This window comes from Pseudomonas frederiksbergensis, from assembly GCF_003732665.1.
GTDB classification, from domain to species: Bacteria; Pseudomonadota; Gammaproteobacteria; order Pseudomonadales; family Pseudomonadaceae; genus Aquipseudomonas; species Aquipseudomonas frederiksbergensis_G.
Map to the genome: position 1 here is coordinate 268,148 of NZ_MOBP01000003.1, position 16,462 is coordinate 284,609.

12 protein-coding genes are annotated in these 16,462 nt (G+C 61.3%); 9 read left to right on the forward strand and 3 right to left on the reverse strand.

Annotated features, from left to right (window positions below):
- Nucleotides 1-89 precede the first annotated feature (89 nt).
- Entirely contained in the window at nt 90-3,368 is a 3,279-nt protein-coding gene (locus BK665_RS05395) for a sensor domain-containing protein (RefSeq protein WP_123403573.1), read from the reverse strand.
- Between the two features lie 69 nt (nt 3,369-3,437).
- Complete coding sequence (locus BK665_RS05400) at nt 3,438-4,328, reverse strand: LysR family transcriptional regulator (RefSeq protein ID WP_123403575.1); 891 nt, start codon at nt 4,326-4,328, stop codon at nt 3,438-3,440.
- Nucleotides 4,329-4,481: 153 nt separating this feature from the next.
- On the opposite strand from BK665_RS05400, the gene leuC reads away from it, so the two are divergent.
- The 7 genes from leuC (at nt 4,482) to BK665_RS05435 (ending at nt 13,891) form a co-directional block, all read left to right on the forward strand.
- Entirely contained in the window at nt 4,482-5,900 is a 1,419-nt protein-coding gene (leuC, locus tag BK665_RS05405; RefSeq protein WP_123403576.1) for a 3-isopropylmalate dehydratase large subunit, read from the forward strand.
- A gap of 10 nt (nt 5,901-5,910) precedes the next feature.
- Entirely contained in the window at nt 5,911-6,555 is a 645-nt protein-coding gene (leuD, locus tag BK665_RS05410; RefSeq protein ID WP_123403578.1) for a 3-isopropylmalate dehydratase small subunit, read from the forward strand.
- A 145-nt stretch (nt 6,556-6,700) separates the two neighbouring features.
- Nucleotides 6,701-7,459: a class I SAM-dependent methyltransferase gene (locus BK665_RS05415; protein ID WP_123403580.1), complete on the forward strand. Its 759-nt coding sequence runs from the start codon at nt 6,701-6,703 to the stop codon at nt 7,457-7,459.
- 60 nt (nt 7,460-7,519) lie between these two features.
- Nucleotides 7,520-8,602, forward strand: coding sequence for a 3-isopropylmalate dehydrogenase (gene leuB / locus BK665_RS05420; RefSeq protein ID WP_123403582.1), 1,083 nt, complete (start codon nt 7,520-7,522; stop codon nt 8,600-8,602).
- Between the two features lie 69 nt (nt 8,603-8,671).
- Nucleotides 8,672-9,784 carry an aspartate-semialdehyde dehydrogenase gene (gene asd, locus BK665_RS05425; RefSeq protein ID WP_123403584.1) on the forward strand — a complete coding sequence of 371 codons (1,113 nt, stop codon included), beginning with the start codon at nt 8,672-8,674 and terminating at the stop codon, nt 9,782-9,784.
- 238 nt (nt 9,785-10,022) lie between these two features.
- On the forward strand, nt 10,023-11,033 hold the full coding sequence (locus BK665_RS05430) for an aspartate-semialdehyde dehydrogenase (protein WP_123403586.1): 1,011 nt from the start codon (nt 10,023-10,025) through the stop codon (nt 11,031-11,033).
- 209 nt (nt 11,034-11,242) lie between these two features.
- Nucleotides 11,243-13,891 (forward strand): FimV/HubP family polar landmark protein, encoded by a 2,649-nt coding sequence (locus BK665_RS05435; RefSeq protein WP_123403588.1) that lies wholly within the window; start codon nt 11,243-11,245, stop codon nt 13,889-13,891.
- 182 nt (nt 13,892-14,073) lie between these two features.
- Here BK665_RS05435 and BK665_RS05445 read toward each other — a convergent pair whose 3' ends face one another.
- On the reverse strand, nt 14,074-14,736 hold the full coding sequence (locus tag BK665_RS05445; protein WP_123403754.1) for a M24 family metallopeptidase: 663 nt from the start codon (nt 14,734-14,736) through the stop codon (nt 14,074-14,076).
- A 177-nt stretch (nt 14,737-14,913) separates the two neighbouring features.
- Here BK665_RS05445 and truA point away from each other — a divergent pair, with 177 nt between their 5' ends.
- Together truA and BK665_RS05455 are read left to right on the forward strand one after the other, a co-directional pair.
- Complete coding sequence (truA, locus tag BK665_RS05450; protein ID WP_123403591.1) at nt 14,914-15,738, forward strand: tRNA pseudouridine(38-40) synthase TruA; 825 nt, start codon at nt 14,914-14,916, stop codon at nt 15,736-15,738.
- Nucleotides 15,739-15,801: 63 nt separating this feature from the next.
- Entirely contained in the window at nt 15,802-16,431 is a 630-nt protein-coding gene (locus BK665_RS05455) for a phosphoribosylanthranilate isomerase (RefSeq protein WP_123403593.1), read from the forward strand.
- Nucleotides 16,432-16,462 lie beyond the last annotated feature (31 nt).

Consider the following 16,462-nt stretch of genomic DNA (forward strand, 5'->3'; position numbering starts at 1 on the left):
GATCCACCGCGTCGTCTGATTTCACGACGACTTCGTCGCCGAACGCAGCCTCGCTGGGGCTCGACAGCTGCTACGGAAGGGGCGGTGATTTATTTGAGCAACGTCTGAAACGCCTCCACCGGCAACGGCCGACTGTGCAGATAACCCTGATACAAATGGCAACCCAGCCCCTGCAAAAATGCCAGTTGCTCTCGGGTTTCCACCCCTTCGGCAATCACTTCCAGTTCCAGGCTGAAGGCCATGGCGACGATGGCGCGGATGATTTCGGCGTCGTTCGGGTCGGTGGTGGCGTCGCGGATGAAGGACTGGTCGATTTTCAGCGTGTCCACCGGCAGACGCTTGAGGTAGGTCAGTGAGGAATAGCCGGTGCCGAAGTCGTCCATGGCAAAGCTCACGCCGAGTTTTTTCAGGCGACGCATTTTGCTGATGGTGTCTTCCAGGTTCTGGATGACGATGCCTTCGGTGATTTCCAGCTTCAGCAGCGAGCAGGGCAGACCATGGCTGCTCAGGCTGCGTTCGATGCGTTCGACAAAGTCGTTCTGCCGGAATTGCCTCGGGCTGATGTTGACGCACAGGCTGAAATTCAGCGGGTCGACCAGGCCTTTTGCGATCAAGTGTTTGAAGGCCTCGCAGGCTTCGTCGAGGATCCAGGTGCCGACTTCCAGGATCAACCCGCTGTCTTCCAGCACCTTGATGAACTCGGTGGGGGATTGCGCGCCCAGTTCCGGGTGGTTCCAGCGCACCAGGGCTTCGGCGCCGATGATGCGATTGTCCTGGGCATCGACTTGCGGCTGGTAATGCACGCTGAATTCGCCCCGGGACAGGGCCAGGCGCAGGTCGGTTTCCATGCGCAACCGTTCGCTGGCGGCCTTCTGCATGGTGTTGTGGTACATCTGCGTGGTGTTGCGCCCCGAATCCTTGGCCCGGTACAAGGCGATGTCGGCGCGCTTGAGCAAGTCGGTCGGGGTCGAGCCGTGGTCGGGGATCAGTGCAATCCCGATGCTCGGCGTGACCTGCAGGCGCTGGCCGTCGAGGAACATCGGTTCCGAGAGCAATTCGCGCAGGGTGTCCGCCAAGTGCCGAACCTGTTCGCTGACCTCGCTGCGCGAACCTTCAAGTCCACTGAGCAACACCACGAATTCATCACCGCCGAGCCGCGCCACGGTGTCTTCCATACGCACACTGGCTTCGAGCCGTGCCGTGATGATCTTCAGCACCGTGTCGCCGACCGGGTGACCGAGGGAATCGTTGATGTGCTTGAAGTGGTCGAGGTCGAGGAACATCAAGGCGCCACGCAGGTTGTGGCGTTTGAGCAGGGCAATCTGCTGGCTCAGGCGATCCATCAGCAGTGCGCGGTTGGGCAGGTTGGTCAGCGGATCGTGGTAGGCGAGGTGACGGATCTGCGCTTCGGCGTTTTTCAGCAGGCTGACGTCCCGGGCGGTCAGCAGGAGGCACGCGGTTTCGTTGAGGGTGATCGGTTCGACCGAGACTTCGACGGTGAGCAGGTCGCCGCGCTTGTTGCGCCCGAGCATCTCCTGGTGATGCACGCGACCCTTGATCTGCAACTCGGCCAGCAGCGATGAGCGCTGTTTCTCTTCAGCCCAGATGCCGACCTGATACACGGTTTTGCCCACCACTTCATCGGCGCGGTAACCGGTCAGGCGGCAGAAACCGTCGTTGACCTCCAGATAGCGCCCGGTGTCGCGCTCGGTGATGGTGATGGCGTCGGGGCTGGAGTGGAACGCCTTGGCGAATTTCTCCTCGCTGGCCTTGAGCGCCGCTTCCGAACGCTGTTGCTGGGTGATGTCGCGCAGGGTGGTGACGATGCAGGGCTGCTCGCCGACGCTGATCTGTCGGCTGGAAATCACGCAGGTGAGGGCTCGCCCGTCCTTGTGCTGGACGAGGATCGCCACATTGCTCAGGCCTTGTTCGCGGATCACCTGTTCAATGCGTTGCAGGCTCTTTGCCGAGGCGTCCCACAGGCCGATTTCATCAGCACTGCGGCCAATCACGTCGGCGGCGGTCCAGCCGAAAATCTGCGTGAAGCTGGAGTTGATCTCGATGAACTGGCCGCTTTCCTGGCGCGTAACACAGATCGGGTCCGGGCTGACCTGGAACAGCGTGGCGAATTTCTCTTCCGAGGCCACCAGCAACTGCTCGCGCTCGACCTGATCGGTGATATCCAGCAGGGTGCCGGCCATCCGCAGCGGCACACCGTTTTCATCGCGATAGAGCCGGGCGCGGCTTTCCAGGAAGCGCGAACTGCCGTCGGGCAACTGCACGCGATACGTCAGTTGATAATTACCGGCCGGGCCTTCGCGCAGGCTGCGGTAGGCGTTGCGCATGCTGTCCCGCTCTTCGCCGGGCACGCCTTCGAAAAACTCATCGAAGGCTTCGTGAAACGGCTTGGGCTCCATGCCGTGCAACTGCGCCGCCCGCGCCGAGCCGTAGAGCATGCCGCTGGGAATGTGCCAGTCCCAAGTCCCGAGTTGCGCCGAATCCAGGGCCAGGTCGAGACGTTCCTGGCTGTCCTTGAGCGCATGCTCGGCGGCTTTGCGTTCGGTGGTGTCGAGGAAGGTGCTCAGCAGATAAGGCTGGCCTTCGAGCTCGACTTTTTGCGCGCTGAGAATGCCATCGTGGACTTGGCCATTGCTGGCGCGAAACTGCACTTCCATGCTGATCAGTTCGCCCTTGGCCTTGGTCGCCTTGACCAGCACCGCCCGTTGTTCGGGATGGACCCACAGGCCCAGTTCCAGCGTCGTGCGGCCAATCACACTTTGCACCGGCCAGCCGAACAGGCTTTCGAAATACTGGTTGGCCTCACTGATCAGGCCGTCTTCCTGGCGGGTCAGCAGGACCATGTTCGGGCACAGGTGGAACAGCGTGGCGAAACGCTTTTCCGAGCTGCTCAGGGCTTGTTCCCGTTGCCGCTGATGAGTGATTTCCCGGATCACCCCGATCATCCGTGGCCGGCCGTGCTTGTCCGGCAACAGGCTGCCGTTGATCTCCAGCCAGTGCAGGCTGCCGTCGGGCCAGCGGATGCGGTGATGCATCGCCTGTTCCAGCGGCGCCCCGGCGATTACCTGATGGAACGCACGGATGGTTTTCGCCCGGTCTTCCGGGGGCAGCAGGTCAAGGTATTCCAGATCCGCCGGCAAGGGTTGCTTGGGATCGAAGCCGAACAACGCTTGAGTACCCCGGGACCAACTGATCTGCCCGCGTTCGATGTCCCAATACCAGGCGCCCAGACGTGCGCCGTTGAGTGCGGCCAGCAACTGCGGCGCGCTTTCCCAGCTCTGCTCGGACCGCTGCGGGTCAATGGCCTGAATACGTGGCATCGGCGGAATACGGTCAACAGATTTGGGCATTGGCAGCAGGCCTTGGGCTGAATGGGGCGTTAGGCACGGGGTTTCGCAGCTCTATAGGAGTAGCACAAGTTAGCCGTGGGTCCCTGGCAGATCAATTTGTGCATCCAGCAGGGCCATAAAGGCGCGTGCCGCATTCGAAAGCGTCCTTTCCGTGTGCAAGATATAGCCTAGCTCGCGAGTGAGTTGTATGCCCGGCAAAGGTATCCGCGCCACCTGTTCATCGAGCATGGTGCGGGGCAGAACGCTCCAGGCCAGGCCAATCGAGACCATCATCTTGATCGTTTCCAGATAATTCGTGCTCATGGCGATGTTCGGCGTCAAGCCCTGGGCCTCGAACAGACGCTGGACGATGTGGTGGGTAAACGTGTTGCCGCCGGGGAACACCGCCGGGTGCAGGGCGATGTCCGCCAGGCTGACCGGACCGTGGCTGATCAGGGAATGCTCCGGGGCCACCACGAAATCCAGCGGGTCGTCCCACACCGGCGTGGCCTTGACCAGCGCATGGGGCTCCGGTGCCAGGGTGATGACCGCCAGTTCGGCGCGGCCATGCAGAATTTCTTCGTAGGCCACTTCCGAATCGAGGAACTGAATATCCAGCGCCACCTGTGGGTAGCGTCGGGTGAACTCCCTTAATAGGGGCGGCAAGCGGTGCAGGCCGATGTGGTGACTGGTGGCCAGGGTCAGGCGCCCGCTGACTTCGCCGGTCAGGTTGGTCAGGGCGCGGCGGGTGTCGTCCAGCACGTTGAGAATCTGATAGGCCCGGGGCAGCAGGGCGCGCCCGGCCTCGGTCAGCCCGACTTCACGGCCCAGGCGATCGAACAGGCGCACCTTCAGTTGCTGCTCCAGCCCGGCAATGCGCTTGCTGATGGCCGGTTGAGTCAGGTGCAGCCGTTCGCCAGCGCCGGAGAAGCTGCCGGTCTCGGCAATCGCGATAAAAGCGTTGAGGTTGGCCAGGTCCATTGTTGTATTCCAGTTGGTTATCCAAAGCATGAAAAATATGAATTTGAGTTATTTAATGTAACCCCCTAGGATCGACCTCACAAGCCAAGGGGTTATTGAACCGAGTACAACCCAAGGCATAGAAAATAGAAGCACGCTGATGAGGACCGTCTGATGGCCGGCAAAACGCTTTACGACAAGCTCTGGGATTCCCATGAAGTGAAACGGCGCGACGATGGGTCGTCGCTGATCTATATCGACCGCCACATCATCCATGAAGTGACCTCGCCCCAAGCTTTCGAAGGCCTGCGCCTGGCCGGGCGCAAGCCTTGGCGTGTCGATTCGATCATCGCCACCCCGGACCACAACGTGCCGACCACCCCGGATCGCAAGGGCGGCATCGAAGCGATCACCGATCAGGTCTCGCGCTTGCAGGTTCAGACCCTCGATGACTACTGCGACGAATACGGCATCACCGAGTTCAAAATGAACGACGTTCGCCAGGGCATCGTTCATGTGATCGGCCCGGAGCAGGGCGCGACCTTGCCGGGCATGACCGTGGTCTGCGGCGACTCGCACACCTCGACCCACGGTGCCTTCGGCGCCTTGGCCCACGGCATCGGCACTTCTGAGGTCGAGCACGTGTTCGCCACCCAGTGCCTGGTCGCCAAGAAAATGAAAAACATGCTGGTCTCGGTCGAAGGCAAATTGCCGTTCGGCGTGACCGCCAAGGACATCGTACTCGCGGTGATCGGCAAGATCGGCACCGCCGGCGGTAACGGCCACGCCATCGAGTTCGCCGGCAGCGCGATTCGTGACTTGTCCATCGAAGGCCGCATGACCATTTGCAACATGTCCATCGAAGCCGGCGCCCGTGTGGGTCTGGTCGCCGCCGACGAAAAAACCGTGGAATACGTCAAGGGCCGTCCATTTGCCCCGAAAGGCGCGGAATGGGACATGGCGGTCGAAGCCTGGAAAGACCTGGTTTCCGACACCGATGCCGTGTTCGACACCGCGGTTGAGCTCGACGCAGCTCAAATCAAGCCACAAGTCAGCTGGGGCACTTCCCCTGAGATGGTGTTGGCGGTTGATCAGAACGTGCCGGACCCGGCGAAGGAAATGGACCTGGTTAAACGCGGTTCCATCGAGCGCGCCTTGAAGTACATGGGTTTGAGCGCCAATCAGGCGATCACCGATATTCAGCTGGATCGCGTGTTCATTGGCTCTTGCACCAACTCGCGGATCGAAGACTTGCGCGCTGCGGCGGTGATCGCCAAGGGCCGCAAAGTCGCCTCGACCATCAAGCAAGCCATCGTGGTGCCGGGCTCGGGCCTGGTGAAGGCGCAAGCCGAGGCTGAAGGCCTGGACAAGATTTTCCTCGAAGCCGGTTTCGAGTGGCGTGAACCGGGTTGCTCGATGTGCCTGGCGATGAACCCGGACCGTTTGGAGTCGGGCGAGCATTGCGCCTCGACCTCCAACCGCAACTTCGAAGGGCGTCAGGGCGCCGGTGGCCGTACGCACCTGGTCAGCCCGGCGATGGCCGCTGCCGCTGCCGTCAACGGTCGTTTCATCGACGTTCGCGAACTGATCTGAGGAACCGCACATGAGAGCTTTTACCCAACACACCGGTTTGGTCGCGCCATTGGACCGGGCCAACGTCGACACCGACCAGATCATTCCGAAGCAGTTTCTGAAGTCGATCAAGCGCACCGGTTTTGGCCCGAACCTGTTTGACGAGTGGCGCTACCTGGACGTGGGCTACGCCTACCAGGACAACTCCAAGCGCCCGTTGAACAAGGATTTCGTGCTCAACGCCGAACGTTACCAAGGCGCCAGCGTGTTGCTGGCCCGGGAAAACTTCGGTTGCGGCTCCAGCCGTGAGCACGCGCCATGGGCCCTGGAAGAGTACGGTTTCCGCAGCATCATCGCGCCGAGCTACGCCGACATCTTCTACAACAACAGCTTCAAGAACGGCTTGCTGCCGATCATCTTGAGCGACGCTGAGGTTGATGAGCTGTTCCAGCAGGTTGAAGCCAATCCGGGCTACCAGTTGACGGTCGACCTGCAAGCCCAGACCGTGACCCGGCCGGATGGCAAGACCTATAGCTTTGAACTGGACGAGTTCCGCAAGCATTGCCTGGTGAACGGCCTGGACGATATCGGCCTGACATTGATGGATCACGAGGCGATTGCGTCGTTTGAAAGCAAGCACCGGGCGAGTCAGCCTTGGTTGTTTCGCGATGTTTGATTGATCCGGGATTGATGTAGACAGGGCTGGCCTCTTCGCGAGCAAGCCCGCTCCCACATTGAAATGCGTACCCCTGTGGGAGCGGGCTTGCTCGCGAAGACGGCAGCCCAGACACCCCAAGACTCACCCCCAAAAGGAAGTCCCCATGACCCAGCACAGCCAAGTCGTACAAAAGCAATTCGGTGAACAGGCCTCGGCCTACCTGAGCAGCGCCGTTCACGCTCAAGGCACCGAATTCGCACTGCTACAGGCTGAGCTGGCCGGGCAGGACAGCGCTCGCGTGCTGGACCTGGGTTGCGGCGCCGGTCACGTGAGTTTTCACGTGGCGTCGCTGGTCAAGGAAGTGGTGGCTTACGACCTGTCCCAACAAATGCTCGACGTGGTGGCTGCAGCAGCGATTGATCGTGGTTTCAGCAACATCACCACGGTCAACGGTGCCGCCGAGCGCCTGCCGTTCGCCGATGGCGAGTTCGACTTCGTGTTCAGCCGTTATTCGGCGCACCATTGGAGCGATCTCGGTTTGGCCCTGCGGGAAGTGCGTCGGGTGCTGAAGCCGGGCGGGGTGGCGGCGTTCGTCGACGTGTTGTCCCCGGGCAGCCCGTTGTTCGACACCTACCTGCAAAGCGTCGAAGTGCTGCGCGACACCAGCCATGTGCGCGATTATTCGGCCGGCGAGTGGTTGCGCCAAGTCAGCGAAGCGGGGTTGCATACCCGCAGCACCACCCGTCAGCGGCTGCGTCTTGAGTACAGCTCCTGGGTCGAGCGCATGCGCACGCCGCAAGTGATGCGCGGGGCGATCCGCGAGTTGCAGCAGTCGATGGGCAATGAAGTACGCGAATATTTTGAGATTGAGGCCGATGGTTCGTTCAGTACAGATGTACTGGTGCTGATGGCAGAACGATAAGGCTGAATGAATTTTTCCGGGGGCGCTCACGGGCGCACCGACTGATGACATGAGGAAAGCATGAGCAAGCAGATTCTGATTCTCCCTGGCGACGGTATTGGCCCGGAAATCATGGCCGAAGCGGTCAAAGTGCTGGAACTGGCCAACACAAAGTACAGCCTGGGTTTCGAACTGAGCCACGATGTAATTGGCGGCGCCGCCATCGACAAGCACGGCGTGCCCCTGGCCGACGAAACCCTGGACCGCGCCCGCGCTGCTGACGCCGTACTGCTGGGCGCCGTGGGCGGCCCGAAATGGGACACCATCGAGCGTGACATCCGCCCTGAGCGCGGCCTGCTGAAGATCCGTGCGCAACTGGGCCTGTTCGGTAACCTGCGCCCGGCGATCCTCTACCCGCAACTGGCCGAGGCCTCCAGCCTGAAGCCGGAAATCGTTGCCGGCCTGGACATCCTGATCGTCCGTGAACTGACCGGTGGTATCTACTTCGGCGCGCCACGTGGCACCCGCACCCTGGAAAACGGCGAGCGCCAGGCCTACGACACCCTGCCGTACAGCGAAAGCGAAATCCGCCGTATTGCCCGGGTCGGTTTCGACATGGCCATGGTTCGCAACAAAAAGCTCTGCTCGGTGGACAAGGCCAACGTGCTAGCGTCCAGCCAACTGTGGCGTGAAATCGTCGAGCAAGTGGCCAAGGATTACCCGGAAGTTGAACTGAGCCACATGTACGTCGATAACGCCGCGATGCAACTGGTGCGCGCACCGAAGCAGTTCGACGTGATCGTCACCGACAACCTGTTCGGCGACATCCTCTCCGATCAGGCGTCGATGCTCACCGGCTCCATCGGCATGCTGCCTTCGGCGTCATTGGACACCAACAACAAAGGCATGTACGAGCCGTGCCACGGTTCTGCACCGGATATCGCGGGCAAGGGCATTGCCAACCCGTTGGCGACTATCCTGTCGGTGTCGATGATGCTGCGTTACAGCTTCAACCAGCAGGATGCGGCCAATGCCATCGAGAAGGCCGTGAGCCTGGTATTGGATCAAGGCTTGCGCACCGGCGACATCTGGTCGACCGGTTGCACCAAAGTCGGTACGCAGGAAATGGGCGACGCAGTAGTCGCCGCGCTGCGGAATCTGTAATCTCTCGGGCCCGCTGCCACTTTCACCCATGAAAGCAGCGGCCCACTTTTTCAAGAAGGTGTAGTTGCGATGAAACGTGTAGGTCTGATCGGTTGGCGCGGTATGGTCGGTTCCGTGCTCATGCAGCGGATGCTGGAAGAGCAGGATTTCGATCTTATCGAGCCGGTGTTTTTCACCACTTCCAATGTCGGTGGCCAAGGCCCGTCCGTGGGCAAGGACATTGCTCCGCTCAAGGACGCTTACAGCATTGAAGAGCTGAAAAGCCTCGACGTGATCCTGACCTGCCAGGGTGGCGACTACACCAGCGAAGTGTTCCCGAAACTGCGTGAAGCCGGCTGGCAGGGTTACTGGATCGACGCCGCTTCGAGCCTGCGCATGCAGGATGACGCGGTGATCGTGCTGGACCCGGTGAACCGCAAGGTCATCGACCAGCAGCTCGACGCGGGCACCAAGAACTACATCGGTGGCAACTGCACCGTCAGCCTGATGCTGATGGGCCTGGGCGGTCTTTTCGAAGCCGGTCTGGTGGAGTGGATGAGCGCCATGACTTATCAGGCGGCCTCCGGTGCCGGTGCGCAGAACATGCGTGAATTGATCAAGCAAATGGGCGCGACCCACGCCGCTGTCGCCGATCAACTGGCCGACCCGGCCAGCGCCATCCTCGACATCGACCGTCGTGTCGCCGAAGCCATGCGCAGCGACGCGTACCCGACCGAGAACTTCGGTGTGCCGCTGGCCGGCAGCCTGATCCCGTGGATCGACAAGGAACTGCCGAACGGCCAGAGCCGTGAAGAGTGGAAGGCCCAGGCCGAGACCAACAAGATCCTCGGTCGCTTCAAGAGCCCGATCCCGGTGGATGGCATCTGTGTGCGCATCGGCGCCATGCGCTGCCACAGCCAGGCGCTGACCATCAAGCTGAACAAAGACGTGCCGATCGCCGACATCGAAGGGCTGATCAGCCAGCACAACCCTTGGGTCAAACTGGTGCCGAACAACCGCGAAGCCAGCATCCAGGAACTGAGCCCGACGAAAGTCACCGGCACCCTGAACGTCCCGGTAGGTCGTCTGCGCAAGCTGAACATGGGCACCCAGTACGTCGGCGCCTTCACCGTCGGCGACCAACTGCTGTGGGGCGCGGCCGAACCGCTGCGTCGCATGTTGCGGATCCTGCTTGAGCGTTGATCGATTGATGCAATGAAACAACCCGTGCCTTGAAAGAGGTGCGGGTTTTTTGTTTATTGGGTGACTGTGCCGGCCCCTTCGCGAGCAAGCCCGCTCCCACAGGGTGAACGCAATCCCATGTGGGAGCGGGCTTGCTCGCGAAGAGGCCGGCACAGTCACTACAAATCCCGGCAGAAATTGCCTGCACGCCACCCACCCGGTAAAGTGCCGCTCCCCCCGTTTCGCCAGAGGTAGAACCATGAGCCAGTCCTTCGATATTGCCGTGATCGGCGCCACCGGTACTGTCGGCGAAACGCTGGTGCAGATTCTCGAAGAGCGCGACTTTCCGGTCGGCAACCTGCACCTGCTGGCCAGCAGCGAATCGGCCGGGCATTCGGTGCCGTTTCGCGGCAAGAACGTGCGGGTGCGGGAAGTCGATGAGTTCGATTTCAGCAAGGTGCAACTGGTGTTCTTCGCCGCCGGCCCAGCTGTCACCCTGAGCTTCGCCTCCCGCGCCACGGCTGCCGGTTGTTCGCTGATCGACCTGTCCGGCGCCTTGCCGGCCGATCAGGCGCCGCAAGTGGTGCCGGAAGCCAACGCCCAGGTGCTGGCCGGTTTGAAAAAACCGTTCCAGGTCAGCAGCCCGAGCCCGTCGGCCACCACATTGGCCGTGGTCCTTGCACCGTTGCTCCAGGTGATCGACCTGCAACGCCTCCACGTCACCGCCAGCCTGGCCGTGTCCGCTCAGGGCCGAGAAGCGGTGACCGAACTGGCCCGGCAAACCGCCGAACTGCTCAATGTGCGTCCGCTGGAGCCGACCTTCTTCGATCGGCAGATGGCCTTCAACCTGTTGGCCCAGGTCGGCAAGCCCGACGATCAGGGGCATACGCTGCTGGAAAAACGCCTGGTGCGTGAGCTGCGCCAGGTCATGTCGCTACCTTTATTAAAGATTTCCGCGACTTGCATTCAAGCCCCGGTGTTTTTTGGCGATAGCTTTAGTGTGACCTTGCAGTCAGGGGCCGTCGTGGACCTGGCCAAAGTGAACGCCGCTCTGGAAGACGCACCGGGCATCGAGTTGGTGGAAGCCGGCGATTATCCGACCGCGGTGGGTGACGCGGTGGGGCAGGATGTGGTCTACGTGGGGCGGGTTCGCCACGGTATCGACGACCTGTCGGAACTTAATTTGTGGCTGACGTCAGATAACGTACGCAAAGGCGCCGCGCTCAATGCTGTGCAGGTGGCTGAATTGTTGATAAAAGACCTGCTGTAAAAGATACTTGGCAACAATTTGTCGAATGATTCTAGCCGAGCGCTATGCTTGGCCGGAGTGCTTGACGGCAAGTGACCCTACGGGACTTTCCGGGGCATCAAAGAAATGATCGCGCGCGACGACCCTTCGCCGTCGCGTGCAATGCCTTACGGCAGCGACTTTCAACACCTTCTCGCTGGCCGAGGAATGTTCAAACAAAGGATGAGGCTATGGTTCAAGTTCGCAAACTGGTGTTAGCAATAGCGGCCGCCTCGGCGCTGTCCTCCGGTATGGCGCATGCCCTTGGGCTCGGGGAACTGACCCTGAAGTCGACGCTGAACCAGCCCCTGGTGGCGGAAATCGAGCTGCTCGACGTCAAGGACCTCACTGCTGCCGAAGTGGTGCCGAGCCTGGCCTCGCCGGACGATTTCGCCAAGGCCGGTGTCGATCGCCAGGCGTTTCTCAACGACCTGACCTTCACCCCGGTGCTCAACGCCAGCGGCAAAAGCATCCTGCGCGTCACCTCCAGCAAACCGCTCTCCGAGCCGATGGTGAAATTCCTCGTCCAGGTGATGTGGCCTAACGGTCGCCTGTTGCGCGACTACAGCGTGCTGCTCGATCCGTCCAAATTCTCCCCGCAAACCGCCGATGCCGCCGCGCAACCTGCGCCGGCCCAAGCGGTTTCGGCGCCGACCACCGGCGCGACCAAGCCAACCACCTACACCACCACGCCACGCGATACCCTGTGGGAAATCGCGGCCAAGGCGCGTAACGGCGGTTCGGTGCAGCAAACCATGCTGGCCATCCAGGCGTTGAACCCGGAAGCCTTCATCAACGGCAACATCAACCTGCTGAAAACCGGTCAGGTCCTGCGCATGCCGGACCAGGTGCAAAGCACCAGTTTGCCGCAACCCAAGGCCATCGCTGAAGTCGCCGCGCAGAACACCGCATGGCGTCAGGGTCGCCGCTACGTGGCCAAGCCTGGCACCGGTCAGCAGCAACTCGATGCCACCAAGCGTGGTACTGCCGATCCTGCTTCGGCCCAGGCTGCGAAAGACAAGCTGAGCCTGGTGTCTGCCGAGTCCGGCAAGGGGCGCAAGGGCGCCGCTGGCGACGCGAAGAATTTGAGCAACAAACTGGCGGTGACCCAGGAAAGCCTCGACACGACCCGTCGTGACAATGCCGAACTGAAAAGCCGCATGACCGATCTGCAAAGTCAGCTGGACAAGCTGCAACGCCTGATCGAACTGAAAAACAATCAACTGGCCAAGTTGCAGGCGGAAGGCGCTGCGGGTACTCCGGCGGCTCCGGCGGCGACTGCTGCTGCGCCAGTGATTTCGGCAGAACTGACGCCGGCACCTGCGCCAGTACCAGCGGCAACCCCGACTGAAGCGGCCCCGGCCACGCCTGCACCGGTGGTGACGGCGCCCGAAGCCACTCCGGCCCCGGCCCCGGCAGAAACTTCAGTCGAGCCAACGCCTGCGGTGGCCGACGACCAGAAATTCAATGACCTGCTGACCAACCCGATCCTGCTGGGTCTGGTGGGTGGCGGCGCCATCGTCCTGCTGCTGTTGCTGTTGCTGCTGGCCCGTCGCCGCAAAGCCCAGCAAGAAGCTGAAAAGCACCTGCGCATGGCCCGTGCCCTGGCGGAAGAACAAGAGTTTTCCCCTGAGCAGGACCTGCCGGAAAGCAGCTTCGAAGGCCTGGAAGTGCCACCGCCAGCGGTAAAACTCGCGGCAGCTCCAACGCCGCCGCCAGCCCCGGCTCCGGTGATTGCACCCGTCGTGGTCGCCCCAGTGATTGCCGCGCCGCTGGTTTCCCCGGCTGCCGAGCGCAATGACGACGTACTGGGCCAGGCTCAGTCGCACATCAACGGCGGTCGTCTGAATCAGGCCGCAGCCTTGCTCGAAGACGGCATCAAGCAAGAACCGCAACGCAGCGACCTGCGCCTGAAGCTGATGGAAGTCTACGGTCAGCAGGGTGATCGCGATGCATTCGTTGCCCAGGAACGTCAACTGGTGGCCAATGGCGATAACTTCGCCCAGGTCGAACAGTTGAAAAGCCGTTTCCCGGCCATGGCCCTGGTCGCAGCGGGTGGCATCGCCGCCGCTGCTGTTGCAGCCGAGTTGGACGCGCAGTACGTCAAGGATCTGCTGTTGGATGAGCCTGAAGCGCCGGCCCCGGTCGCAGAAGATGATCTCGACAGCGCCTTTGACTTGAGCCTGGATGACCTGGAAAACGCTTCTCCAGCCGTGGTTGCCCCGGCACCCGCAGCGGAGCCTTTGGCCGATCTTGATGAATTCCCGCTGGACGACGACTTGAGCTTTGAATCGGTGCTGCAACAGCAGACCGACATCAAGGAAAACCTCGACGACCTGTCGGACTTCGATCTGGACCTGGACCTCGGTGGCGATGCCTCGCCAGCGACCCTGGCCGAAGACGATTTCCTGCTCGACCTGGACGAAGGCGTGAAGGATCTGCCGCCGGTCGATGCACCCGCCACGAACGAAGCAGCGCTGGACGACCTGGAACTGCCAGCGGATTTCGACCTGTCCCTGGCGGACGAAATGGACGCTCCAGAGGCGCCGAACGCATTCACGACGGAACTGGATGACGTCAACGCCGAGCTGGATCGCTTGTCCCAGAGCATTGGCGAGCCGACCTTCACCGCCGAAGATGCAGCCGCCGCGGTAGATGACGAACCGGAGTTCGATTTCCTCTCCGGGACCGACGAAGTCGCCACCAAACTCGACCTGGCCCAGGCCTACATCGACATGGGCGACAACGACGGCGCCCGGGACATCCTCAATGAAGTGGTGACCGAGGGTGATGCGGGGCAGAAGAGCGAAGCGAAGGAAATGCTTTCGCGCCTGGCTTGATGGTCAGTCAGTTGAAAAAAACGGCAGCCCACTGAGGCTGCCGTTTTCATTTCTGCATCGCCGCACATCCCCTGTGGGAGCGGGCTTGCTCGCGCATGCGGTGTGTCAGTCAGCATCAATGCTCAATGAACCACCGCATTCGCGAGCAAGCCCCCTCCCACAATGGGAATCTGCTTTGCTAATCAGGCGAGCAAATCCTCATAAAACGCCCCAAACGGTCGGGTAGGGTGGGCAATCTGGATCTCCAGAATCCACAACCCGACATTCGGGCAGTCCTCGAAATTCCCCAAATCCCCTGCACGATAGATCGCATGGGGAAAATCGCTGACCCGGTGTCCCTTGATTTCCAGGTTCAACTTCCAGCCCATTGCGCCCGCTTGCTCATCGGCATAGCGGTACAGCTCAGGACCGGCAACCTGTTGGGTGCGCCAGTAGTCGTGAACCTGGTCGAACAGGGTTTTCGCCGCCACGGCACACGCCTTCATCTCCGGATCGTCGCCGACGGTGAAGGTCGCGCCTGAATCACCTTCATGGCGATCCCAGACCACGCCGAGGTCGATAAAAAAAATATCGTTTTGCGCCAGCGCCGGATCGCCGTCGGAGGGCTGCTTGAAGGTTTTCAGCGTGTTTGCGCCGAAACGGATTTTCGACGGGTGCCAGATGCGGTCCATGCCCAGTTCCGTCAGCACCTGCAGGCTCATCGCCTGGGCTTCGGATTCGAGCATGCCGGGTTTGACGCGGCGGGCCATTTCGGCGATGGCTTCCCAGGTCTTGCGTTTGGCGTGGAGCATGCCTTCAAGGCTATAGGCCAGGCCGACGGCTTCCTTGTTCAATGTGGCGGTCATCATCAGGTCTCGGTTTTTTGTGTTTTCGTTGTGTATTTATCTATATAGCGAACTCTGTGTCAGCGATGCAATGCCACACGGCTCTGGCATCCCGGACTTGCGGCCTTATAATGCCCGCCTTTGCGTCGATCAGCAGGCTGTCACCCCTTGGCAAATATAGATAATCCGGCCGCCGAAATGGTGGCCGAGGGCTTTTTTCGGATCGCGTTGGGCGTGGAATACAAAGGCTCGCGCTATCGCGGCTGGCAACGCCAGGCCTCTGGCGTGCTGACCGTGCAGGAAACCCTGGAAAACGCCCTGTCCAAAGTCGCCGATTCGCCGGTGTCGCTGCATTGCGCCGGGCGCACCGATGCGGGCGTGCATGCCTGCGGCCAGGTGGTGCATTTCGATACCCAGGTCGAGCGCTCGCTCAAGGCTTGGGTCATGGGTGCCAACATCAATTTGCCCCACGACGTCAGCGTCAGTTGGGCTCAGGTCATGCCGGCGCACTTTCATGCGCGGTTCAAGGCCATCGCCCGGCGCTATCGCTACGTGATCTACAACGATCAGATCCGCCCGGCGCACCTGAACGAAGAAATCACCTGGAACCACCGCCCTCTGGACGTCGAGCGCATGGCCGAGGCCGCCCAGTATCTGGTCGGCACCCATGACTTCAGCGCCTTCCGCGCCGGGCAATGCCAGGCCAAGTCGCCGATCAAGGAGCTGCACCACCTGCGAGTCAGCCGCCACGGCAAAATGATCGTCCTCGATATTCGTGCTGGCTCCTTCCTGCATCACATGGTCCGTAACATCGCCGGGGTGCTGATGACCATCGGTGCCGGCGAGCGCCCGGTGGAGTGGATGAAGGAAGTGCTGGAGAGCCGCATTCGGCGTTCCGGCGGGGTGACGGCGCACCCGTACGGCCTGTATCTGGTGCAGGTGGAGTACCACGATGAGTTCCAGTTGCCCGAGCGTTACATCGGGCCGCACTTCTTGACCGGCTTCACCGAACTTGACGGCTGACGCCCTCGAACGCATTTGTTACCATCCGGGACTTTCTCGGATTTGCCTTGGGGTTCTATCGACATGTCAGCCGTTCGCAGCAAGATTTGTGGGATTACCCGCATAGAAGATGCGTTGGCGGCAGTCGAGGCCGGGGCCGATGCCATCGGGTTTGTGTTTTATGCCAAGAGCCCGCGGGCGGTGACGTTCCAGCAGGCGAGGGCGATCATCAAGGCCTTGCCGCCGTTCGTGACCACCGTGGGTTTGTTCGTCAATGCCAGCCGTTGCGAGTTGGGCGAAATTCTCGACGCCGTGCCGCTGGACCTGTTGCAGTTCCATGGCGACGAAACCGCTGACGACTGCGAAAGCTGGAATCGCCCGTACATCAAGGCCCTGCGGGTCAAGGCCGGGGATGACATTGCCGCTGCTTGCGATGCCTTTCCAAGTGCCAGCGGTATCCTGCTCGATGCCTACGTCGAAGGCGTGCCGGGCGGAACCGGCGAAGCGTTCGACTGGTCATTGATACCGCAAGGCTTGAGTAAACCGATCATCCTTGCCGGTGGTTTGACCCCGGACAACGTCGCCGAAGCGATCACCCGGACCCGGCCGTATGCCGTGGACGTCAGTGGCGGGGTAGAGGCGAGTAAAGGCATCAAGGATCACGCAAAGATCCAGGCATTCATCAAAGCGGTACGTGATGTGACGGCTGGCTAACTGCCGCCGTCCACAGCTCTGTAGAAAAGAG